We start from the raw sequence: 21,068 nt of genomic DNA, 5'->3' as shown, positions 1-21,068 counted from the left end.
CGACGGGGACGGAGTTTCCGTCCCCGTCGCGGCATGTCAGTGCCCCTTCACGTCAGTGCCCCTTCGGCTTGTCCTGCATGCCCTGGTGGCCATCGGCGTCGCGCGCGCCGATGCCGCGTACCGTGAAGGTTACGGGAACGGTCCCGGCATTCCTGAACTCAAGGCTGGCGTCGAACGTCTCGCCTTCGCGCAGCGGGCGCTTCAGGCCGATGAGCATGATGTGATAGCTGCCCGGCTTGAGCGCGACGCTCTGGCCGGCGGGGACGGCAAGGCCGTCCGTGAGCTTGCGCATGTTCATGACGCCGTTGACGACCGCCATCTCGTGAATCTCAACGCGCTCGGCAACGTCGGTCGAGCCGGAGAGGAGCGTATCGTCCTCGTTACCCGTGTTGGTGATGCCCAGATAGCCGCCACCGACGCGGGCGCCCTTGGCGGTCGCGCGCGACCACGGTTGTTCTATCGCGATGCCGGTGTGTTGCTCCGCCTGCTGCTGTGCGCCGTGCGCCGGAGCGGACGACTGGGCGAAAGCGGCAGGAGCGCCCGCCCCCGCGACGGCCAGCGCGGTCGCGAACGACGCCTGTGCCAGAACACGGGCAAGGCGGCGGGCGTGGGTGGCATGGATGAATGCAGTCATGATCTGTCTCCCTGGCGCGGTCGTCGATCCGCGCAATCCACGGTGCGGCGTCGAACCGGATGTCCAGAACCGGATATCCATGCGCGGCTCCAGCCCCGCAGTTCGACGGCGAACGGTCGAAGCGTAACGGCGATTCGGTTGCGTTGCTTCGGATTTGTTACGGAATCCCCGGTCCATTCACATTCGATCGGACCGGGATCTGTGATTCTTCATGTCCGGCGGACGGCGGCGGGTGGGCCGCGCGCTGTCGGCACGACCGCGAACGAAGCCAGCGCCGTCTCGCGCCCGGAGTGCCAGCGGATGACGGAAGCAGCGCGTTCATGGGAAAAGGTAATGAAAGCAGCCGCCGGTGCCCAAGGCTCCGACCCTTGTAACAGGCATGGACCGCAGCACCAGTGCTGCTTGCCGTGTGGCATATCGCCCGGGGGGCGCTTGCCGGGCGAGGCCTCTTCCACGAGCGCGCCCGGATGGCACAGCATGGCGGCGAAAGGCCCGGCGGCAAGCGTGCCGGCGGCTCCGGCCCCCCACGGCAGCCCTGCCGCCAGCGTAACCGTACCGAATGAGACGACGATGAGATGCGCGAATATCGCATAGGCGAGCAGCACCGGCAGCGCCATCCGCGTGGCCCGATTCAGCGAGCGTATACAGGATGTTGCGTCCGGGATGCCAGTCATGTGACGCCTTGCGGGAAACGGGAACGGGCAGCTTGCATGATCGCCGGAACGGCGGCACACCGCGATCTTTTTGGAAAGAGGTGCACCGCAGCATTTGACTTGCGCCCCTTTTGCCCCCACTTATCCCGCCCGTTGCACAAAACTCAAGTGCAATCGTTTTTCAGCCGTCGGGGATGGAATCATGAAGGTCGTTGTCGTCGAATCGCCTGCCAAAGCGAAGACGATCAACAAATATCTCGGCCCGGATTACGAGGTGCTGGCATCGTTCGGCCACATCCGCGACCTGCCGGCCAAGGACGGTTCGGTCGATCCCGATTCCGATTTCGCCATGGTGTGGCAACTTGAGGACCGCGGCGCCAAGCGCGTCGCGGACATCGCGCGCGCTGTGAAGGGCGCCGATAAGCTCATCCTCGCAACCGACCCGGATCGCGAGGGCGAAGCCATCTCGTGGCACGTCATCGAGGCGCTGGCGCAGAAGAAACTGCTGAAGGACCTGCCGATCGAGCGCGTGACCTTCAACGCCATCACGCGCGACGCGGTCGCCGACGCCATGGCGCATCCGCGCCAGATCGACCAGGCACTCGTCGATGCCTATCTGGCACGCCGTGCTCTCGATTATCTGGTGGGCTTCAACCTGTCGCCGGTGCTGTGGCGCAAGCTGCCGGGCGCGCGCTCGGCCGGGCGGGTGCAGTCCGTGGCGCTGCGGCTTGTCTGCGACCGGGAGCGCGAGATCGAGACCTTCGTGGCGCGCGAGTACTGGTCGCTCATCGCGGTTCTGGCGACACGCGAGGGCGCCACGTTCGAGGCGCGCCTCGTCGGCGCGGACGGCAGGAAGATCACCCGCCTCGACATCGGCAAGGGCGAGGAAGCCCAGGCCTTCAAGGATGCGCTGGAAACCGCCGCCTTCACCGTCGCCAATATCGAGGCGAAGCCCGCGCGGCGCCATCCGCAGCCGCCCTTCACCACCTCCACGCTGCAGCAGGAAGCCTCGCGCAAGCTTGGCTTCGCGCCCGCGCGCACCATGCAGCTCGCGCAGCGCCTCTACGAGGGCACGGAGATCGGCGGCGAGACCGTTGGTCTCATCACCTATATGCGAACGGACGGCGTCGACATGGCGCCAGAGGCCGTGAGCGCCACCCGCGCGGTCATCGGCCGCACCTTCGGCGATGCCTACGTGCCGGACGCCCCCCGCAAGTATTCGACCAAGGCCAAGAACGCGCAGGAGGCACACGAGGCCATCCGCCCCACGGACCCCGGCCGCGCGCCCGATGCCGTGGCGCGCTATCTCGACCCCGAGCAGGCAAAGCTCTATGAGCTGATCTGGACGCGCACCCTCGCGAGCCAGATGGAATCGGCCCGGCTGGAGCGCACCACCGCAGACATCACGGCGCAGGTGGGCGCCCGCGTGCTCGACCTGCGCGCCACCGGGCAGGTCGTGGTGTTCGACGGCTTCCTGAGGCTCTATCAGGAAGGGCGCGACGACGACGCGGACGAGGACGGCGGCCGCCTGCCGGCCATGAAGGCGGGCGATTCGCTCGACAAGCGCGAGATTCGCGCCACCCAGCACTTCACGGAGCCGCCGCCGCGCTTCACCGAGGCGAGCCTCGTCAAGCGCATGGAAGAGCTGGGCATCGGCCGCCCGTCCACCTATGCCGCGGTGCTCGCCGTGCTGCGCGACCGCGAATATGTGCGTCTCGACAAAAAGCGCCTCGTGCCGGAGGACAAGGGCCGCATCGTCACAGCGTTTCTGGAGAGCTTCTTCAGCCGCTATGTCGAGTACGACTTCACCGCCGACCTCGAAGAAAAGCTCGACCGCGTGTCGAATCACGAGATCGACTGGAAAGAAGTGCTGCGCGACTTCTGGCGCGATTTCATCGCCGCCATCGAGGGCACGCGCGAACTGCGCATGACGCAAGTTATTGATTCGCTGAATGACGTGCTGGCGCCGCGCATCTTCCCCGCCCGCGCCGACGGCGGCGATCCGCGCGCCTGCCCTGCCTGCAACTCGGGCCGGCTGTCGCTGAAGATCGGCAAGTTCGGCGCCTTCATCGGCTGCTCGAACTATCCCGAATGCCGCTACACGCGCCAGCTTTCGGGCGACGGCGAAGGCGGGGGCGGAGACGGCGGGCCGCGTGTGCTCGGCACCGACCCCGAAACCGGCCTGGAGGTCTCGTTGCGCGATGGGCGCTACGGCCCCTATGTGCAGCTCGGCGGCGACGCGCCGGACGCGCCCGAGGCACCGGAGACGCCTGAGGCAAGCAGCGGCGACGTGCCGAAAAAGGGCCGGAAGACGAAAGCCACGCCGAAAGAAAAGCCCAAGCGTCAGACGCTGCCGCGCGAGTTCGCGCCCGACAACGTCGATCTCGACATCGCGCTCAAGCTGCTGTCGCTGCCGCGCACCGTCGCCACGCATCCGGAGAGCGGCAACCCGATCAAGGCCGGCATCGGCCGTTTCGGCCCCTATGTGCAGCACGACAAGACCTATGCCAGCCTCGGCAAGGACGACAGCGTGCTGGAAATCGGCGCCAACCGCGCCATCGACCTGATCATCGCCAAGGAACAGGGCGGCGGGCGGCGCGGCGGCTCTTCCGATCCCGGCAAGGTGCTGGGCGAGGAGCCGGAGACGGGCAAGACCCTGTCGCTGAAGGCCGGCCGCTACGGCCCCTACGTGACCGATGGCACCACGAACGCCACGCTGCCCAAGGGCGTGGAGGCCGACAGCTACACCCTTGAGGAAGCGGTCGCCCTCATCCGTGCCCGCCGGGTGGCGGGCAAGAAGAAACCGCCCGCGAAGAAGGCCCCGGCCAAGACCGCTGCCGAAAAGGAGCCCGCCGGCAAGGCGGCGGCTAGCAAGACAACAGCCGGAACCGCCAGAAAGACGACCGCCCGGAGGACGGCCGCCAGCAAGACGGCGGCTAACACCGAAAGCGACGCGGAGCCGGATGCGGCCAAGCCGGCCAAGGCCGCGCGCAGCCGCACCGCGAAGAAGGCGACGGCGGGCGAGTGAACGGCCGCCCGCCCCGTCCTTCTGCGCCGACACATCACCCGGCACGCTGAAATCGGGGCACCTTCGCTGTCCGCAGGAGCATCATTACCCGCCGATTACCCGCCTTGTGTCGAAGCGGGACGGCTGCACAGCAGCAGTTGGTCCACACGCTGGCAGTAACGATCCGCCTCCGGAATGTGCGGGCCGTAACGGTCGCGCACGGTCACGCCCAGAATGCGCACCTCGCCCGGCGCCAGGGGCTCCGCGGCCTCCTGCTCGTCGTTGCAGTTGCGCATGTTGTGCCAGCGCGCCACGTACATCGTGTTGACCGGCACGACTGTCTCGGAAGCGACGGTCAGCAACTGGGTGATGCTCTGGTGCTCGGCCGGGATGTCCGCAGTCGGCACGCATTCCCAGCGCGGATAGATCCGGAGAACCGAGGCCTTCGAAACCGCCTCCCGCACGCGCCCGACATCGAAGAGCCACGCCGGCCGATCGTGGCGCAGGCTGGAGGCCAGCGTCGCGCGCGCATCCCGGTTGTCGGCGAACTGGACCACGGCGACCGCGAGCAGCAGCACCGTCCCGAGCACGGCGTTGCCCATTCGCGCCAGCCCCATCACGACCGCGAGGACGAGCAGGTATCCCACGGGCCAGAACATGCGCCCGGACGAGCGGAAATGGTCGAACAGCGATTCGATGAAAGACGGGAAGCCGTTCGTCGCGTAGACGTTCGGGAAGATGCGACCGCCGATCCCGATGGTGCTGGATAGCGAAAAGACCGTCAGGAAGAGCGACACCAGCACCAGGCCGATGTTGGCGCGCAGGTCCCCCACCAGGGCGCTGCGCCGCGCGAGAACGAGCAACACCAGGCCGGCCAGCATGCCAGCGCCGAGATACTGGTATCCCTCCCAAGCCCCCTCCGGCGATGTGTAGAGCATGGGCAGGCCGAAGGGCAGCAGCGATGAACCGGCGGGCCAGAAGGGCGACAGCAGGTTCATGCCGTAGATGCCGTAGCCATGCCCGCCGTGCGCGCCGAGATAGTCGGTGGCCCATGCCGTCGCGACGCTCGCCACAACGGCGAGCACGCTCGCGGGCAGCGAGGTGCGCCAGCGGCTGTCGCCGTTGAAGAAATACGTGAGCGGCACGGCAAACAGGATGACCGCCGTCATCGCCCACAGGTAGGGATGCACGAACAGGATCACGATCTGCACGAGCGCCGCGTACACCCAATGGAGCGCCCGGTTGTCGCGCAGCAGGTGGAAATACGTGCCCAGCACGATCCAGATCAGGAAATGACCGCACAGCGACGCATGAAGAAACCTGCTCCACCATGTCGGCATGCTGATGGCGATCAGGGCGATGCAGGCGGCTGGCAGCAACCGCCGTTCGCCGGCCGCGCGCAGACACCAGACGGCGGCAACGGGCTGCAGGATCCATGCGAGAATGTACCACAGGCCGAAGCCGTGGAAGCCGGGCGGGAGCAGGAACGACAGCAGCTTGAGAGGCACGGCGAGCGCCGGAATCGAATCCGTGAACCCGACATGGACGCCATCGGGAAAGTTGAGGGACGGCACCTCGAACGGGGGCCAGCGCCATGCATCGGCAATAAAATAGCGTTGGCCGACGACGTGTTGCGAGAAATCCTGATGGAACGGATGCTGCGCCACCGCTGCCGGCCAGATGAAATCGGCGGGGAAGACGGCCAGGCTGATATATGACCCGAGTATGAATGCAAAAAGATAGGAAAGAACGGCAGAAAACCTGTCGTCGCCGGAACGCATCGCGCCAGTCTCCAACAAAGCACCGATCCGGCCAGCGATTACTCTGGCAAACGGAAAACTTGCCAGCTGATATCATCCGCCACGCGGAAACTCCAGCCCCATCTCGCGGTAGCGAGCAGGGTCGTCGGCCCAATTCTCGCGGACTTTGACGAACAGGAAGAGATGCACCTTCGCCTCCGCGATCTCGCCGATTTCCACGCGCGCGCGCGAGCCGATGGCCTTGATGGCCTGCCCCTGATGGCCGAGCACGATCTTGCGCTGGCTCTCGCGTTCCACGAAAATCGTCTGCTCGACCCGGATCGAGCCGTCCTTCTGCACCGTCCACTGATCGGTCTCGACCGTGGAGGCATAGGGCAGTTCGTCGTGCAGGCGCTCGAACAGCTTCTCCCGCGTGATTTCGGCCGCGAGCTGGCGCAGCGGCGCGTCGGACATCTGGTCCTCGGGATAGAGCCATGGCCCCGGCTGCACCAGCTCCGCGAGACGCTTGCGCAGGCTCGCCACGCCGTCACCGTTAAGGGCGGCGATCATGAACGTCTCGTCGAAGGGCAGCTTCGCGTTGATTTTTTCCGCCAGCGCCAGAAGCGCCGTGCGTGGCACGAGGTCGATCTTGTTCAGGATCAGGATCTTGCGCCGGCGAACGTCCGGCAGCTTGTCGAGAATGGCCTCGTTTTCCTCGTCCAGCCCACGGCGGGCGTCGATCAGCAGGCACACGGCGTCCGCGTCGCCCGCGCCGCCCCAGGCCGAGGTCACCATGGCGCGGTCGAGCCGGCGCTTCGGGCGGAAGATGCCGGGCGTGTCGACGAAAATGAGCTGCGCATCGCCCTCGATCGTGATCCCGCGCACCAGCGTGCGCGTGGTCTGCACCTTGTGGGAGACGATGGACACCTTGCCACCGACGAGCGCGTTGAGCAGCGTGGACTTGCCGGCGTTCGGCGCGCCGATGAGGGCGATGAAGCCGCAGCGCGTCTGCGGAGCTTCATACGGTTGCGGCTGCTGCGGGTTTTCGTCCGTCATGACTGGCTGATCCGGATTCCTTCGCGCGACAGGAAGCGGGCGGCGGCGTCCTGCTCGGCGGTGCGTTTCGAGGTGCCCTGCCCTTCCGTGGGCGACATGGTATCGACCCGGACAGCGACGCGGAAGCGCGGCGCGTGGTCCGGGCCGCTGCGGTCTGTAATCTCATAGGTGGGCGCGGCGAGCCCCCGGCCCTGCGCCCATTCCTGCAGCGCTGTCTTGGCATCGCGCAGCGGGCGGCGCGGGGCGTGCATGCGCGCCTCGAACGCCCGCTCGACCAGCGCCTGCGCCGCGTCGAAGCCGCCATCGAGAAACACGGCGCCCACGATCGCCTCGCACACATCCGCGATGATGGCGGCGTTGTCGCGCGCGCCCGACGTGATCTCGCCCTCGCCGAGCCGCAGCAGCGGGCCGACCTGCCAGCCGCGCGCCACCTCCGTGCAGCTTTCCTTGCGCACGAGTTCCGCGAGCCGGCGCGACAACTCGCCTTCCTCGGCGTTGGGGAAGGTTGCGTAGAGCATGTTGCTGACCACAAGGCCGAGCACCCGGTCGCCCAGGAATTCGAGCCGCTGGTAGGACTTTATCTTCTGCGTCGGGATCGCGCTGACATGGGTGAGCGCCATATCCAGCAGACCGGCGTCGGCGAAGACATAGCCGAGGCGCTCTTGGAGCGAAGCGAGATCGGGCATCAATGTATCCGGCTGAACAGGCGCTCCCAGCGCACGGCCGTCGGCCAGTTCCACACCTGCCACGCCGGCACGCCGTCAATGGAGAAGAACAGTACCTCGGCGCGGCCGACGAAATTGTCGAACGGCACATAGCCCACGGTGCTCATGTCGCGCGAATCGGCGGAGTTGTCGCGGTTGTCGCCCATCATGAAGTAGTGTCCCTCGGGCACCTTGTAGAGCGGCGTGTTGTCCCACGGGCCGCGGTCGCCATAGCGCTCGATCACGACGTGGCTCACGCCGTTGGGCAGCGTCTCGCGGTACATCGGCACCTCAGGCCCTGTGCCGGGCGTGGTGTCCTCGTCGTCCCGGTAGTTGCCGATGCGCTCACGCTCGACCATCTTGCCGTTGATGAACAACCGCCCATCGATCATCTGCAAGGTATCGCCCGGCAGGCCGATGACACGCTTGATATAGTCGGTGGAATTGTCCTTCGGCAACTTGAATACCGCGACATCGCCGCGCTTCGGCTCCGCGCCCAGGATACGCCCCTCGAACGGCACGATACCGAGCGGGAACGAGAAGCGCGAATAGCCATAGGCATATTTGGACACGAACAGGTAGTCACCCACGAGCAGTGTCGGGATGAGCGATCCGGACGGGATGTTGAAAGGCTGGAACAGCAGGGAGCGCACCACGAGCGCGATCAGCAGCGCCTGCGCGACCACCTTCACTGTATCGAGAAAGCCGCTTTCCTTGCGGATTTCCGCCTTGCTGCGATTCTCGCTCACGCCTGCCGTATCCGCCTTGTCGGGCTTGACGCCACTTCGCTCCATCTTCCGTCCACTCATCAAGCGCCGCCACCCGCCACGCAATCTCCGTGTGTAACCGGTTTTCGGACGGAGGGAAACGGGATTTTTCGGAAGGTCACGCAATCGCAATGTTTTGCAACAGCTGCGCCGGGAAGGGTGAACAGCCGGGCATCCAAAGCAATATGAACAGCGGGCTCTGGCTCAACGATAACGCAAATCGCCTTGGGCCTGCGTGCGCCGCGCCTTGCGCGCCGCCTTGCGATAAAGCTTGTGGGAGGAACGCGGCAACCCCTTGTCGCCGACCGCGCGCAGCAGTTCGCCCAGCGAGGCGTCGCCCGCGCGTTCCGCAGCCTGGTCGACGGGCAGCCATTCGATCTCGCGCTCGCCATATTCGGGCCAGCGGGGCATATCGTCCACCACCCAGAGCGGATAGAGTTCGACATAGCAGCGCGCGCTGCTGCCGTTCTTGAGACGCTTGTCGTAAAGATAGCCGCCCACCGGGCTCTTGCCCGTGATGCCGAGTACGCCGGCTTCCTCCTGCGCCTCGCGCGCGGCCGTCTGCGCGCCGGACAGGCCCTTGATCGGCCAGCCCTTGGGAACGATCCAGCGGCGGGTCTCGCGCGAGGTGACCATCATCACCTCGATCCGGCCGTCATCGCTCATGCGCAACGGCAGCGCCCCGAATTGGCGCCGGCAATTCTTCTTTTTCTTCTCCATCACGGACGGCTTGAGAACATCAGCCATGGCAGATATCGTCTCCGCCAGACCCCGCCCGCTCAAATCCCGACACCATCCCGCGTCAGCTCTCCTTTATCATTCAACTGTCCCAGGCCGCGCGTGCAGCAGGAACGAATGGAAACTATCTTACATTTGTACATTAACATAGACAATAGATTTAGACAATAGATTTAATGGCATTCATGATGCAGCCAGTACGGAATAAAAATGTAGCCGCCGCGCTATCTGTTTGTTAACGCACGATATCGCCTGAAAAGCGGCACGCTTTTTGTATCGCGCCGTCAATCCACATATTTTATCGCGAATCGACCGCCGACGCCGCACACACCCATGCAGTATTCATATAACGGCCAAAGGATGACAGTTTCGTATCGGGGGACGGCACAAAAAGCCGCAGGACAGCCCCTCCGCGCCGGCTTTTCCACAGGCTTTCGTCAGCGCCTCGGCACGCAGCGCTTCAGGCGGGCTGCCGCAACATCCAGCGCAGGACGTCCTCCACCGGCGGCGCGGCTGTGCCGAGCAAGCGCTCCATGCGCGCCGGATCGCCGTACTGGACGGGCGTTTCGTTGGGGCGCACGAGGGCGGAGTCGGTGACGATCCGCGGCCGATGGCCGGTCTGCGCCTCCAGTGCGGCCAGAAGCGCCTCTATGGTGACAGGCCGGCCCGAGCACAGATTGTAGACCGCCTCGACGTCGTCCGCCGTCAGCAGGGCGAAGTAGGCGCGGACGATGTGACGCACGTCCGAAAAGTCGCGTGCGACATTCCGGTTGCCCAGCCGCAATTCGGGAAAGTGGGCGCGGAAGGCGGCGACGAGCTTGGGCACGAGGAAACGCTCCCCCTGCCCGACGCCGGTGTAGTTGAACGGCCGGGCGATCACGACACCGAGACGCTCCCGGTACGGCCGCGCGACGCATTCCATGGCGAGCTTCGAGGCGCCGTAGTGTGTGACCGGCTGCAGCGGCGCATCCTCGGCCAGCCGGCCCGCCTGCGTGCCGTAGACGTGGGAACTCGACGCCAGCACCACCCGGCGCGGCGGCCGCGCCAGCCCGGCCAGCGCATCGAGCAGCGTCACGGTGCCGACCGTGTTGACCGCGTAGACGCGGGCGTCCGTGCTGTCGGGCACGAACGAGATGGCCGCCAGATGCACGACGGCGTCCGGCATCAGCGCCGAGACGCGCTGCGCCACCTCCGCCGGCCGCGTCAGGTCGGCCGCGAGCGGCAGCGCCTCGTGGCCGTGGGCAACGAGCAGCGGCGCGAGATGGCGGGCGGTAAAACCCTCCTCGCCGGTGACGAGCACGCGCATGGGCGCTCTCTCCGATAGAAGAACCACGGATCCCGGCCGAAACGGCCGGTCAGAACGAGCGACCCTGACGGTTGCGTTCGATATCCGCTTTTACCATGATCTCGCACAGCGTCTCCAGCCCGGTCTGCGCGTGCCAGCCGAGTTCGCGTTCGGCCTTGCCGGAATCGCCGAGCAGCAAATCCACTTCCGCCGGGCGGTAGAAACGCGGGTTGACACGCACGCGCACGGCGCCCGTGTGCGCGTCGCGCGCCAGTTCCCGCGCGCCCTCCCCTTCCCACACGAGCGGGAGGCCGATGACGCCATACGCCAGTTCGACGAAACGGCGAACGCTCGACGTGCGCCCGGTCGCCAGCACGAATGTATCGGGGCGCTCATGCCGGAGCATGGCGTGCATGCCGGCGACGTATTCGCGCGCATAGCCCCAGTCGCGCTGCGCGTCGAGCGCGCCAAGCTCCAGCGGCGCCGTTTCGCCGAGTGAGACGCGCGCGACGTGATCGGCGATCTTGCGGGTGACGAACTCCTTGCCGCGCAAGGGCGATTCGTGATTGAAGAGAATGCCTGAAACCGCGAAGATGCCGTAGCTCTCCCGGTAGTTCACCGTCGCCCAGTGCGCCATCAGCTTGGCGAAGGCATAGGGCGAGCGCGGATAGAACGGCGTCGTCTCGGATTGCCGGGGCGTCTGCGCCTTGCCGAACATCTCCGATGTGCTCGCCTGATAGAAGCGCGTATCCGGCTTCACGATGCGCACGGCCTCCAGCAGACGCAGGGCACCGAGGCCGGTCATGTCGGCGGTCGCCAGCGGCTGCTTGAACGAGACGCTGACGAAGCTCTGCGCGGCGAGGTTGTAGATCTCGTCCGGCTGGTGCTCGGCCACGAGGCGGATGGCGCTGGTGGCATCGCCCAGGTCGAAATCGACGAGTTCCAGACTGGCGCGGTCCAGCAGGCCGAGTTCCGCAAGCCGCCAGTGATTCACCGACGACGTGCGCCGCACAGCGCCGACCACGCGATACCCGCGCTCCAGCAGATATTGCGCGAGATAGGCGCCATCCTGTCCGGTCACGCCGGTGATGATCGCGGTCTTGGCGGAAGAGGCAGCGGCCATGGGACTCTCGTGCAGAAGAACGCGCCGCCCGCGACGGTTGGCGCATAATTTTTCAATATATCACGGCATCATGCGTTAGCAGATTTTACCTCCGGACGGCAAACTGTTGATATCCGGCAGCGCATTCTGCAACATCTGTCGCACAATTCCGTCTTGATTTGTTATGCGCCGTGAAAAGCGCAATTTCAAACGCGGCGGCGTGGCGTATCGCGCAAATTCCACGCACAAACCGGCACGGGCCGCGGGTTCGGCGGCAACGTCCCCTTAATCTGCCACAATTAGGATGCCAGAAGAGAAGCTGGAAGCAGCGGCGCGCGTTGTCGCGCGAACAGACATCCCGGTGAGATGACGCAGGGCAACGGTTACGGCAAAGGCAGCGGGTTCCGGCAGGAGCCCCGTTTCGAGGCGGACGGGGATCGCGACGACGCGGCAGCCTCCGGCACGCAGGAATGGCGCCTGTCGGCGCAGGACCGTCTCGTGCGGGCCCCTTCGCCAGCCGGCCAGGGACCGTCGCAACCCGGACCGGACGTGAGCAGCGAGGGGATATCGATGGCGGCAGCGGGACGCGGCAAGGGCGCGAGGAAGGCGGCGGCAAGCGGGCGTCCGCCCGCCCGCAAACGCCGGACGGGGCGTCGTCGCACGCTTGTCGGCACGCTGTTCTCGACGATCGTCGTCCTCGGCCTCTGGGCTGCGATCGCGGTGGGCGGCGTGGTGGCCTATCATTTCGCCCAGCTTCCCCCCATCGATACGCTGACCGTGCCGAAGCGCCCGCCCAACATCGCGGTGCTGGCGGCGGACGGCTCGCTGCTCGCCAATCGCGGCGACATGGGCGGCCGCACGGTGACGCTGAAGGAACTGCCGCCCTATCTGCCGCAGGCCTTCGTCGCCATCGAGGATAGGCGCTTCTACGATCACTGGGGCATCGATCCCCTCGGCATCGCGCGTGCGCTTGTGCGCAACGTGACCGCACGCGGCGTGTCGCAGGGCGGCTCGACGCTGACGCAGCAGCTGGCGAAGAACCTCTTCCTGACGCAGGATCGCACCGTCTCGCGCAAGATTCAGGAAGCGATCCTCTCCGTCTGGCTGGAGCAGAACTTCAGCAAGGACGAGATTCTCGCGCTCTACCTCAACCGCGTCTATTTCGGCGCGGGCGCTTATGGCGTGGAGGCGGCGGCGCTGCGCTACTTCGGCAAGCCCGCCAAGGAGGTGACGCTGGCGGAGGCCGCGATGCTCGCCGGCCTCGTGCAGGCGCCCTCGCGCCTGTCGCCGACGCGCAATCCCCAGGCGGCGCAGGCGCGGGCGCAGCTGGTGCTCACCAACATGGCGGAACTCGGCTTCGTCACCGACAAACAGGCCAAGGGCGCGCTGATGACACCGGCCGAAACCGTCAAGCCACGCGGCACGGGCAATGCCAACTACGCCGCCGATTACGTGATGGATGTGCTCGACGACTTCATCGGCAAGGCGGAAACAGATGTCGTGGTGCGCACCACCATCGACCGCGCCCTGATGAGCGCCGGCGAGAGCGCGCTGACCGATGTCATCGCGAAGAAAGGCGCGGAGGCGCGCGTTTCTCAGGGCGCGCTGGTGGCGATGTCGAACGATGGCGCGATCCGCGCCCTGGTCGGCGGACGCAGCTATGCCGCGAGCCAGTTCAACCGCGCGACCACTGCCCGCCGCCAGCCCGGATCGGCCTTCAAGCCCTTCGTCTACCTGACGGCGCTGGAGCGCGGCATGAACCCGGGCACCGTGCGGCAGGACACGCCGGTGAACATCAACGGCTGGCAGCCGCAGAACTTCTCCCGCCGCTACAGCGGCCCGGTGACGCTGGCCACCGCCCTCGCGCAATCGCTCAACACGGTGGTGGTGAAGCTCGCCGTCGAGGTGGGGCCCAAGACGGTCGCGCAGACGGCGCAGCGCCTCGGCATCACCTCGCCGCTCACCGCGAACGCCACCATCGCGCTCGGCACGTCGGAAGTGAGCCCGCTCGAACTCACCGCCGCCTACGCGGCCTTTGCCAACGGCGGCGTCGGCGTGGTGCCGTGGATCATCCGCGACGTGAAGACCGTTGACGGCAAGCCCGTCTACCAGCGCCAGCCCTACGATCTCGGGCGCGTGTTGAGCGAGGACGATGCGTCGATGATGAACTACATGCTGCATCAGGCCGTCACCTCCGGCTCGGCGCGGCGCGTGGCGATCGATGGCTACGAGATCGCCGCCAAGACGGGCACCACCCAGGAATCGCGCGATGCGTGGCTCATGGGCTACACGAGCGGGCTCGTCACCGGCGTCTGGCTCGGCAACGACGATTACTCGCCGACGAAGAACGTCACCGGCGGCACCCTGCCCGCCGAGGCGTGGCGCACTTTCATGGTGCAGGCGCTGAAGGGCGTGACGCCGGCCCCCCTGCCCGGCAGCCCGTGGGATGCACCGGTCAGCGAGCTGCCGCCGGACGCGCCGCCCCCGCCCGCCGCGTCATTGCAGCCGCCCGTCGACCTGCGCGCACCGGCGCCGCAGGCACAGCCCCGGCCGCAGCGGGAAAAGAACTTCTTCGAACGCCTGTTCGGGGGTTGACACACGATCCGCTGAATCCGCCCAGGCGGACGCTATCTTCCCTTCTTGCCGAGCACGGCGGCCGACGCGCAGGCTTGCAGGCCCGCGCATCGGAGCGGCCGTGCGCGGCGATTTATTTCGGGGCCTATGCTTGAATTTGAGCTTAAGCGTGCTATTATCAAAATCATTTTTGTGCTCAAGTATTTTACTACAATACCCTCGCGGGCTGCAAGAAGAAGATTCCCTACAAGGGTGTCTTATAGCAAAACCGGTCAATATACCCTGCGCTGCGGCAGGGGATAACGTATTGGACTGGATGAAATCATAAAAATACACATGGTTCCGGGACATTCTCACGCGAAGAATGACTGCTTTGCGTGTGTTTGAATAAAAACTTTGCTTGTCATGCGAGAAGAAACGGCCTGATCCGGCGGAGGGGCGGCAATGGCATCGCTTGCGCAATCGCTGGCGGCGTTTCACCAATGGCTCGGCGATGCCATTGCGCCTGAGCCCGTGCATCTTCTGTCCATGCCGGACCTCTCGGCGCCGGCGCGGCTCCCCACGGGGGGCGCGGGCCTGTTGCTATGCAATGTCCAGCCTAAAACCGGGCCGCTCGGGCGCCGGAACATTGCTCTGGTGGAGGTATCGCTTCTCCTCTTCGTTGCCGAGGCCGATTGTCTGAAGGCGGCGGCGCTGGCGGGGGACCTCGCGTTTCTGCTGGAAGAGGGGCGCTGGCGCGACGGCGCCGGCGACAGCCAGGAGGTCGGTCTCGATACGCGCGACGCCGCGCTGGCGATGAGCCGGCAATGCGGCCTGCCGCCGTGTCTCGCCATGCTTCTGCACGTGCCTTTCGCACGGGAGCGGCAGACCGTGGCGGCTCGGCCCGTGCTGGCGCCTCCGCGTGTCGTGAGCGAGGCGCTTGCCGATCTCCACGGCGAGCTTGTCGGCACCACGGCGGCCGGCCGCAGATTGCCGCTCGCCGAGGCCGACATCGCCGTCGTCGGCCAGCAGCAGCAGGTCCGCACCGACCATCGCGGGCGTTTTCATCTGACCGGCCTGCCCGGCGGGCGTGCCATCAAGCTCGTCGTCGGCTTCAAGACCGCGCGGCACGAGGTCATCGTGCCGGCGCATGGCACCATAACCGTGGAAATGCCCATCGACGGGCTCATGCAATAGAGCGACCGCCGCTTTCGGGATCGACCGGGACACTGGAGCGCACCGAACACGACGAGACGGATTTGCGGAGGAGTGATCATGAGCGTGAGTTATTCCTATCCCGGTGTCTACATCGAGGAGAAGGACAGCGGGACGCGGCCGATCCAGGGCGTGACGACCACGACGGCGGCCTTCATCGGGCGCGCGCCCGATCCCGCAGCGTTTCCACTCGAACCCAAACCCGTCAACAGCTTCAGCGCCTTCCGCGCCGCGTTCGGAGACCGGTCGGCAGAGCCCAACCATCTCGCCAACGCCGTTTTCGGTTTTTTCCTCAACGGCGGCACGCGCTGCTACGTGGTCAATCTCGGCGCGCAGGGATCGCTGCAGGCGGCGGTCGACGCGCTGCTGCCCTACGATGAAATAGCCATGGTGGCGGCGCCGGGTTTCAGCGACACTGAATCCGCAGGCATCCTCATCGGCTCCTGCGAGAGGCAGGGCGACCGCTTCGCCATCGTCGACGCGCCGGGGCCGGCGCGGGTCGATCTCGACGCGCTGGTGACCGTCGGCCAGGTCGCGGCGCCCGCCGTGGCAGGGCAGGATGCGGACGAGACCGACGCACCGGCGGCGCCTCGCGCCGGCCTCCGGGCGCCCGCCTCCCCGCGCGGCTTCGGCGCGCTCTATTTTCCGTGGCTTGTGGTGCGCGATTGTCTGGCGACGGATCGCAAGGAACCCGTGCTCATCCCGCCCTCCGGCCATATCGCGGGCATCTACGCGCGCACGGATGTCCAGCGCGGCATATTCAAGGCGCCGGCCAACGAGCCCGTGCGCGGCGCCCTCGGCCTCAGCCAGCACATGACCAATGCCGAACAGGGCAAGCTCAACCTCGCGAGCGTCAACGCCATCCGTTTCTTCACGGATCAGGGAATCGTGGTCTGGGGCGCGCGCACGCTCGCGGCGCCGGCGTCCAACTGGCGTTACGTCCCGGTGCGCCGGCTGCTGATCTTCATCGAGCAATCCATCATCCGCTCCACGAGCTGGGTCGTGTTCGAGCCCAACGACAGACCCCTGTGGAAGTCCATCCGGCGCGACGTCCACGCCTTCCTCGTCAACCTGTGGCGGCGCGGCGCGCTCATGGGCGCGACGGAGGAGCAGGCCTTCTTCGTCAAATGCGACGAGGAAACCAACCCGCAGGAAAACGTCGATCAGGGCATCGTCACCATCGTCATCGGCGTCGCCCCCGTGAAACCGGCGGAGTTCGTCATTTTCGAGATCGGGCAGATGGCGGGCCTGCCGACAGCCCAGGAAGCCTCCGGCGCTGCATGAGCCGCACGCGCCCGTGCGGGCTCTAAAGCCCGATGACACAATTCCGCGAAGGAGCTTAAGACATGGCGAGCGCGCAATCTTCCGGCCCGATCGATCCCTATCGCAATTTCAATTTCCGCCTTGAGATCGGCGGGGTCACCGAAGCCGCCTTTTTCTCGGTTCAGGGCCTCGCCATGCGCATCCATCCCATCCGCTATCGGCCCGGCGGCGACGGGCAGGCGGTGCGCTCCCTGCCCGGCCCGGTGGAATATGCAGAGGTGACGCTGCGCCACGGCCTGACCAAATCCACGGATTTGTGGAACTGGATCAGCGCGATAGCCAAGGGGCGGATCGAGCGGCGCAACGTTTCGATCCTGCTGCTCGAAACCGACGGTGTCACCGAAGCTCTACGCTGGAATCTGCTCAGCGCCTGGCCGTGCGAGTGGCATGGCCCGGCGCTGGACGGCCTCGGCCGCGATATCGCCTTCGCCGAACTCAAACTCGCGTATGACGAGTTGCGGGCCGAGTGAGACGATGACGCCGCCCGCTGCCACACGCCATCTCACCCGTCTGCTGGTCCGGTTTCTCGCCGGCGCGCGGCGGGCTTGGCGCGCGCTCGCCACGGCGATGACGCGCGGAATGGCGGCAAGGACCGAAGCGGCATCCTTGCGCGCGGCGATGGACGACTTGCGCGAGCTTTATCCGGACGCGCCGGACGTATGGCTTGAAGTTGTGGCCCGCAACAGATCCCCGCAACAGGCACCGCGCCAGGAGCGGATGACCACGAAACAGGCGGCCGCCGCTCCGCGCCGGGAGAGCCGCCGCGCGGTTCCGGAGCCCCACGCCACCACGGAAAGGTCGGTGACCGCCCCTCTTTTCGAGACGGCAACGCCTGCACCCGCCGCTTCCGCTGTCGCAGCGCCCACGCAACAGGCTCTCGCGCCCGCCGCCCGACCGGTTTTTTCCGCAGAGCCACGCACGGCCCGCCGCGCGCCGCGTTTCCTGCTGCGGGCGATTACACCGCTCGATGGTGCGGGAAAGGAAATCCCGGCCGCCGGACTGCCCGCCGCACCCGTCCCGCCGCCGGCAGCCTTTGCCGAGCGCCCCGCCTTCGGCACCGCACCACGATCACCAGGCGAGACCGTGGCCGCCAATTTCACGCCTCCGCGAACACCGGCGGATCTTGAAACCGGCATGCGCCGCCCGCCGGCGAACGTAGCCCGTCCGGCGCAGGTGCCGCCCGCACCGGCCACGGCGTTCACGCGAAAGCCCGGCCTCCACAATATCTGGCAGAAGATTTTCGGCCGGGATCGGCAGTCGCCGGGCCCCGATGCGCGGCCGGCCCTCGCGGGCTGGCAGCGGAGGGATAACGGCCCGGCCGCTTCCGTTTCCTCGCGCGCGCCGTTGCCACCCGCCCCGTCCCCCCGGAAGCCCGGGGCCGCCGTCAAGTGGCGCGAGACGTTCGACGCCGATCTCTGGCCCGTCCTGCCGCCTGCCCCGACGCCAGCGCCGGGCGACACCGGGAGTGAGACGCCGGCGCACGATATGCGCCGGCTCATCCGCATCCAGGAGGAAAGCTGATGGAACGCGCGCTTTTCCTCATCGAAGCCACCGGCGAGCGCATTTCCGCCCTGCTCAATCCGGAGCAGTTGACACTCACCCGCGCCAGCGGCCTGCGTCCCCTGACGGCAGGCGCGGGGGCAGTGACGGGGCCGGGCCTCTCCGACACGCCGCTGATCGCCACGGGCGGCGGCGTCACGGAACTCACGCTCGATCTTCTGTTCGATATCGATCTCATCGACGCGCAGGCACTGCGGCAGCCGGGCGGGGATATCGCACGCGCCGAGACGGAGCCTGCGGCGGCAGAGCCGCCATTATCCGGCGCGGCGCTGCCCGGGCTCGATGCGCCGCGCCCCGCCGACGTGCGCCACCTGACGCGGCCGTTCTGGAACCTCGCGGAAAACGCCGCTGCCGACCACCGTGCCGGCGTCGTGCCGCAGGTCCGCTTCATCTGGGGCCGCTCGTGGAACATTCTCGGTGTCGTCACCGATGTCGCCGAGCGGTTCGAGCGTTTCGACGGCGAAGGCCGGCCACGCCGCTCGTTCCTGCGCATGCGCCTGCGCCGCCTGCCGGAAACCCTGACGCCGCCGCGCGCCGTCGGCGGGCCGCAGCTCGAAACAGCCTCGTTCTTCGAGCCGCCGCCGGCAGCCCTGTCGCCCGGCGAGGCTTTCGCCCGGCACATCACCGTCGAAGTCGACGAGAACGGCATACCCAACCCGCGTTTTGACCGGATCGGCACGGAGTACAGCGGCAATCCGGCAGACTGGCGGATCGTCGCCGACCACAACGACATCGCCGATCCGCTGCATCTGGAACCGGGACAGGTCATCGCCCTGCCGCCGGCATCCGGCAATTCGGCCGTGGGAGGGACGGAACGATGACGAACGCCACGACCATCGGCGGCGCGCTTTCCGGCAAGGCCCTGCCGGTCGTCACGCTCGGCGGCGCGCCCCTGCCGCAAGCCGCCGCGCACCAGCTTTCGCGCCTCGTCATCCGCCGCGCGCTCAACGTTCCGGCCCTTGCGGAGCTGACGATCGAGGCGCCGCCGCCGGGCTTCGGCCAACGGTGCGAGGCCGGCCTCGCGCTTGCCGTCGCCACGGCGGACGGCCGGCTGCTGTTCAGGGGCACGATCACCGGTCAGGAGCAGCGGTATCCGGCGGGCGGCGTCAGCCGGCTGCTCGTCCGCGCGCATGACGCGCTGCATGCCCTGCGGCTACGCCGGCGGTTCAGGGTCGTCGAAAACGCGCGGCTGACGGCGTTGTGGGAAGAGGCTGCGGCGGAGCTGGACTTCACCTTTGCCTGCGACGAGGAAACCCCGCCCCGACGTTTCGTGCAGGCGGGCACGAGCGACCTGGCCGCGCTGCTCGCGCTCGGCGGCGAACAGGGCCTCTACGCCACCCTCGACGGCACCTGTCTGCGCCTCGTCTCGCTGGCCGGGTGCGAGGATCCGCGCGCCTACACGTGGGGTAAGAACCTGCTTGAGGCGACGATCGAAAAGAGCGGCGAACAGGCCGCGCGCGCCAGCCGCAGCAGGGGCTGGGACCCCTATTCCGCCACCTCCTTTTCGGCCGAGGCGGCGCTGGCGCGTCAGGACCAGAGCATCGACCTCGACAGCTACGGCCTGCCCGCGCTGGAGCAGGATCAGGGGCTGCTGCACGCCACCAACCGCCCGGCGGGCACCCAGGCTGCACTGGAAGCGCAGGCACAGGCGGCGTTCGACCGCGCCGTGGCGCGCGAAACCGTGCTGCGCGGAACCGTCCTCGCCGACCCCGATCTCGCCCCCGGCCTGCGCTTGCGGCTTGACGGTCTCGACACCAAAACGTCGCCCATCGGGGTCGTCACTGAGGTCGTGCATCATTTCGATGCCGCCACGGGCGCCACGAGCACGTTTTCCACCGCCCTGCCCCACGAACCGGAGCAGCCGCACGCGCCCGTTGTCACGCTGGGGGAGGTGACCGACATTCAGGACCCCGAGGGCGGCGCCCGCTGCAAGGTGAAGCTGCCCGCGCTCGGCGATCTCGAACCCGGCTTCTTCAGCGTGCTCGTGGCCGGCGCGGGCGCCGGCAAGGGCGCGGCCGTCCTGCCCGATGTCGGCGATCAGGTCGTCGTCCTGTTTCCGCAGGGCGATCTCGCGCAGGGCATCATTCTCGGCGGGCTTTACGGCCACACGCGGCTGCCGCGCGGCACCACGACGCAGGACAAGCGCGCGCTCGTGCTGGCGTCCGGCGGCAACCAGCGGCTCGTCCTCGGAGGCCAGCAGACGCTGCTTTCGCTCTCCACCCAACGCGGCGACCTCCTGCAGCTCGGCGCGGCGTCGAAACTCGTCGTCGCCGGCGATCTGACCATCGCGGCCGTCGGCGGCACCTTGACCATTCAGGCCGCCAGGGTGCAGTTCGAACGGAGGACGTCATGACCCTGCTGTGCACGGAGCAGGCGCAATGCCATTGCGTCCATGCCGGAACGGTCACCTTCGATCCGATTCAGGACTGGGTGACGGTCGACGGCATCCCGGTTCTCGTCAAAGGCGACTTCGACGGCCGCTCCGTCGCCCATTGCATCGGCGGTGCGGAGGCGGCGGGCATCAAGCGCTGCCGCGCCATCGCCACCGTCAACGACAGCAAGAGCCATTCGCAATTCGTCGCCATCGAGGGCCTCGGCATCGCGCTCGACAGCGCCAGCGGCGCGACCGACTACATGAACGTCAATCTGTCTCCCTGGCATGTCGCGAGCGCTGGCCAGAACTGGATCGCGATCGTCGAAGGGTGACACGACACCGGAAAACCGAACACGAG

At 67.1% G+C, this 21,068-nt stretch carries 18 protein-coding genes; 9 read left to right on the top strand and 9 right to left on the bottom strand.

Annotated features, from left to right (window positions below; all coding sequences use genetic code 11):
- Positions 1-52 precede the first annotated feature (52 nt).
- Positions 53-634, bottom strand: coding sequence for a copper chaperone PCu(A)C (locus FHS82_RS07550; RefSeq protein WP_166950558.1), 582 nt, complete (start codon positions 632-634; stop codon positions 53-55).
- Between the two features lie 209 nt (positions 635-843).
- Positions 844-1,251, bottom strand: a complete 408-nt coding sequence (locus FHS82_RS07545) for a DUF2946 family protein (RefSeq protein WP_208394141.1) — start codon at positions 1,249-1,251, stop codon at positions 844-846.
- 238 nt (positions 1,252-1,489) lie between these two features.
- Between FHS82_RS07545 and topA the strand changes: the two genes are divergently transcribed.
- Positions 1,490-4,315, top strand: coding sequence for a type I DNA topoisomerase (gene topA / locus FHS82_RS07540; protein WP_166950552.1), 2,826 nt, complete (start codon positions 1,490-1,492; stop codon positions 4,313-4,315).
- A 95-nt stretch (positions 4,316-4,410) separates the two neighbouring features.
- On the opposite strand, the gene FHS82_RS07535 is transcribed toward topA, so the two are convergent.
- The 7 genes from FHS82_RS07535 to gmd all read right to left on the bottom strand — a co-directional run bounded on the left by FHS82_RS07535 (position 4,411) and on the right by gmd (position 11,706).
- Positions 4,411-6,075 carry a DUF6311 domain-containing protein gene (locus FHS82_RS07535; protein ID WP_166950549.1) on the bottom strand — a complete coding sequence of 555 codons (1,665 nt, stop codon included), beginning with the start codon at positions 6,073-6,075 and terminating at the stop codon, positions 4,411-4,413.
- 72 nt (positions 6,076-6,147) lie between these two features.
- On the bottom strand, positions 6,148-7,089 hold the full coding sequence (gene era, locus FHS82_RS07530; protein WP_166950545.1) for a GTPase Era: 942 nt from the start codon (positions 7,087-7,089) through the stop codon (positions 6,148-6,150).
- Positions 7,086-7,775 (bottom strand): ribonuclease III, encoded by a 690-nt coding sequence (rnc, locus tag FHS82_RS07525; RefSeq protein WP_166950542.1) that lies wholly within the window; start codon positions 7,773-7,775, stop codon positions 7,086-7,088. The genes era and rnc overlap by 4 nt, the downstream gene beginning before the upstream one ends.
- Positions 7,775-8,587: a signal peptidase I gene (gene lepB, locus FHS82_RS07520; protein WP_166950539.1), complete on the bottom strand. Its 813-nt coding sequence runs from the start codon at positions 8,585-8,587 to the stop codon at positions 7,775-7,777. Before lepB ends, rnc begins: the two co-directional genes overlap by 1 nt.
- A gap of 177 nt (positions 8,588-8,764) precedes the next feature.
- Positions 8,765-9,307: an NUDIX hydrolase gene (locus FHS82_RS07515; protein WP_246225177.1), complete on the bottom strand. Its 543-nt coding sequence runs from the start codon at positions 9,305-9,307 to the stop codon at positions 8,765-8,767.
- 451 nt (positions 9,308-9,758) lie between these two features.
- On the bottom strand, positions 9,759-10,604 hold the full coding sequence (locus FHS82_RS07510; RefSeq protein ID WP_166950535.1) for a GDP-mannose 4,6-dehydratase: 846 nt from the start codon (positions 10,602-10,604) through the stop codon (positions 9,759-9,761).
- A 49-nt stretch (positions 10,605-10,653) separates the two neighbouring features.
- Complete coding sequence (gene gmd, locus FHS82_RS07505; protein WP_166950533.1) at positions 10,654-11,706, bottom strand: GDP-mannose 4,6-dehydratase; 1,053 nt, start codon at positions 11,704-11,706, stop codon at positions 10,654-10,656.
- Positions 11,707-12,051: 345 nt separating this feature from the next.
- On the opposite strand from gmd, the gene FHS82_RS07500 reads away from it, so the two are divergent.
- The 8 genes from FHS82_RS07500 to FHS82_RS07465 all read left to right on the top strand — a co-directional run bounded on the left by FHS82_RS07500 (position 12,052) and on the right by FHS82_RS07465 (position 21,042).
- Positions 12,052-14,280 carry a transglycosylase domain-containing protein gene (locus FHS82_RS07500; protein ID WP_166950531.1) on the top strand — a complete coding sequence of 743 codons (2,229 nt, stop codon included), beginning with the start codon at positions 12,052-12,054 and terminating at the stop codon, positions 14,278-14,280.
- A 423-nt stretch (positions 14,281-14,703) separates the two neighbouring features.
- Positions 14,704-15,435 (top strand): carboxypeptidase-like regulatory domain-containing protein, encoded by a 732-nt coding sequence (locus tag FHS82_RS07495; RefSeq protein WP_166950529.1) that lies wholly within the window; start codon positions 14,704-14,706, stop codon positions 15,433-15,435.
- 78 nt (positions 15,436-15,513) lie between these two features.
- Positions 15,514-16,737, top strand: coding sequence for a phage tail sheath family protein (locus FHS82_RS07490; protein ID WP_166950527.1), 1,224 nt, complete (start codon positions 15,514-15,516; stop codon positions 16,735-16,737).
- A 62-nt stretch (positions 16,738-16,799) separates the two neighbouring features.
- Positions 16,800-17,246, top strand: a complete 447-nt coding sequence (locus FHS82_RS07485) for a phage tail protein (protein WP_166950525.1) — start codon at positions 16,800-16,802, stop codon at positions 17,244-17,246.
- A 4-nt stretch (positions 17,247-17,250) separates the two neighbouring features.
- Positions 17,251-18,297 (top strand): hypothetical protein, encoded by a 1,047-nt coding sequence (locus tag FHS82_RS07480; protein WP_166950523.1) that lies wholly within the window; start codon positions 17,251-17,253, stop codon positions 18,295-18,297.
- Positions 18,297-19,157 carry a CIS tube protein gene (locus FHS82_RS07475; protein WP_208394140.1) on the top strand — a complete coding sequence of 287 codons (861 nt, stop codon included), beginning with the start codon at positions 18,297-18,299 and terminating at the stop codon, positions 19,155-19,157. The genes FHS82_RS07480 and FHS82_RS07475 overlap by 1 nt, the downstream gene beginning before the upstream one ends.
- Positions 19,154-20,689: a phage baseplate assembly protein V gene (locus FHS82_RS07470; protein WP_166950521.1), complete on the top strand. Its 1,536-nt coding sequence runs from the start codon at positions 19,154-19,156 to the stop codon at positions 20,687-20,689. Before FHS82_RS07475 ends, FHS82_RS07470 begins: the two co-directional genes overlap by 4 nt.
- Complete coding sequence (locus FHS82_RS07465; protein WP_166950519.1) at positions 20,686-21,042, top strand: hypothetical protein; 357 nt, start codon at positions 20,686-20,688, stop codon at positions 21,040-21,042. Before FHS82_RS07470 ends, FHS82_RS07465 begins: the two co-directional genes overlap by 4 nt.
- The last annotated feature ends 26 nt before the right edge of the window (positions 21,043-21,068 follow it).

The organism is Pseudochelatococcus lubricantis (assembly GCF_011762225.1).
GTDB lineage: Bacteria > Pseudomonadota > Alphaproteobacteria > Rhizobiales > Beijerinckiaceae > Pseudochelatococcus > Pseudochelatococcus lubricantis.
The sequence above is the reverse complement of the archived record's forward strand: the minus strand, read 5'-3'. Positions and strand labels throughout refer to the sequence as shown.

Excerpts from the sequence above, each read along its gene's own strand:
- FHS82_RS07550 (WP_166950558.1), bottom strand. The coding sequence starts at position 634 with ATGACTGCATTCATCCATGCCACCCACGCCCGCCGCCTTGCCCGTGTT.
- FHS82_RS07545 (WP_208394141.1), bottom strand. The coding sequence starts at position 1,251 with ATGGCGCTGCCGGTGCTGCTCGCCTATGCGATATTCGCGCATCTCATC.
- topA (WP_166950552.1), top strand. The coding sequence starts at position 1,490 with ATGAAGGTCGTTGTCGTCGAATCGCCTGCCAAAGCGAAGACGATCAAC.
- FHS82_RS07535 (WP_166950549.1), bottom strand. The coding sequence starts at position 6,075 with ATGCGTTCCGGCGACGACAGGTTTTCTGCCGTTCTTTCCTATCTTTTT.
- era (WP_166950545.1), bottom strand. The coding sequence starts at position 7,089 with ATGACGGACGAAAACCCGCAGCAGCCGCAACCGTATGAAGCTCCGCAG.
- rnc (WP_166950542.1), bottom strand. The coding sequence starts at position 7,775 with ATGCCCGATCTCGCTTCGCTCCAAGAGCGCCTCGGCTATGTCTTCGCC.
- lepB (WP_166950539.1), bottom strand. The coding sequence starts at position 8,587 with ATGGAGCGAAGTGGCGTCAAGCCCGACAAGGCGGATACGGCAGGCGTG.
- FHS82_RS07515 (WP_246225177.1), bottom strand. The coding sequence starts at position 9,307 with ATGGCTGATGTTCTCAAGCCGTCCGTGATGGAGAAGAAAAAGAAGAAT.
- FHS82_RS07510 (WP_166950535.1), bottom strand. The coding sequence starts at position 10,604 with ATGCGCGTGCTCGTCACCGGCGAGGAGGGTTTTACCGCCCGCCATCTC.
- gmd (WP_166950533.1), bottom strand. The coding sequence starts at position 11,706 with ATGGCCGCTGCCTCTTCCGCCAAGACCGCGATCATCACCGGCGTGACC.
- FHS82_RS07500 (WP_166950531.1), top strand. The coding sequence starts at position 12,052 with ATGACGCAGGGCAACGGTTACGGCAAAGGCAGCGGGTTCCGGCAGGAG.
- FHS82_RS07495 (WP_166950529.1), top strand. The coding sequence starts at position 14,704 with ATGGCATCGCTTGCGCAATCGCTGGCGGCGTTTCACCAATGGCTCGGC.
- FHS82_RS07490 (WP_166950527.1), top strand. The coding sequence starts at position 15,514 with ATGAGCGTGAGTTATTCCTATCCCGGTGTCTACATCGAGGAGAAGGAC.
- FHS82_RS07485 (WP_166950525.1), top strand. The coding sequence starts at position 16,800 with ATGGCGAGCGCGCAATCTTCCGGCCCGATCGATCCCTATCGCAATTTC.
- FHS82_RS07480 (WP_166950523.1), top strand. The coding sequence starts at position 17,251 with ATGACGCCGCCCGCTGCCACACGCCATCTCACCCGTCTGCTGGTCCGG.
- FHS82_RS07475 (WP_208394140.1), top strand. The coding sequence starts at position 18,297 with ATGGAACGCGCGCTTTTCCTCATCGAAGCCACCGGCGAGCGCATTTCC.
- FHS82_RS07470 (WP_166950521.1), top strand. The coding sequence starts at position 19,154 with ATGACGAACGCCACGACCATCGGCGGCGCGCTTTCCGGCAAGGCCCTG.
- FHS82_RS07465 (WP_166950519.1), top strand. The coding sequence starts at position 20,686 with ATGACCCTGCTGTGCACGGAGCAGGCGCAATGCCATTGCGTCCATGCC.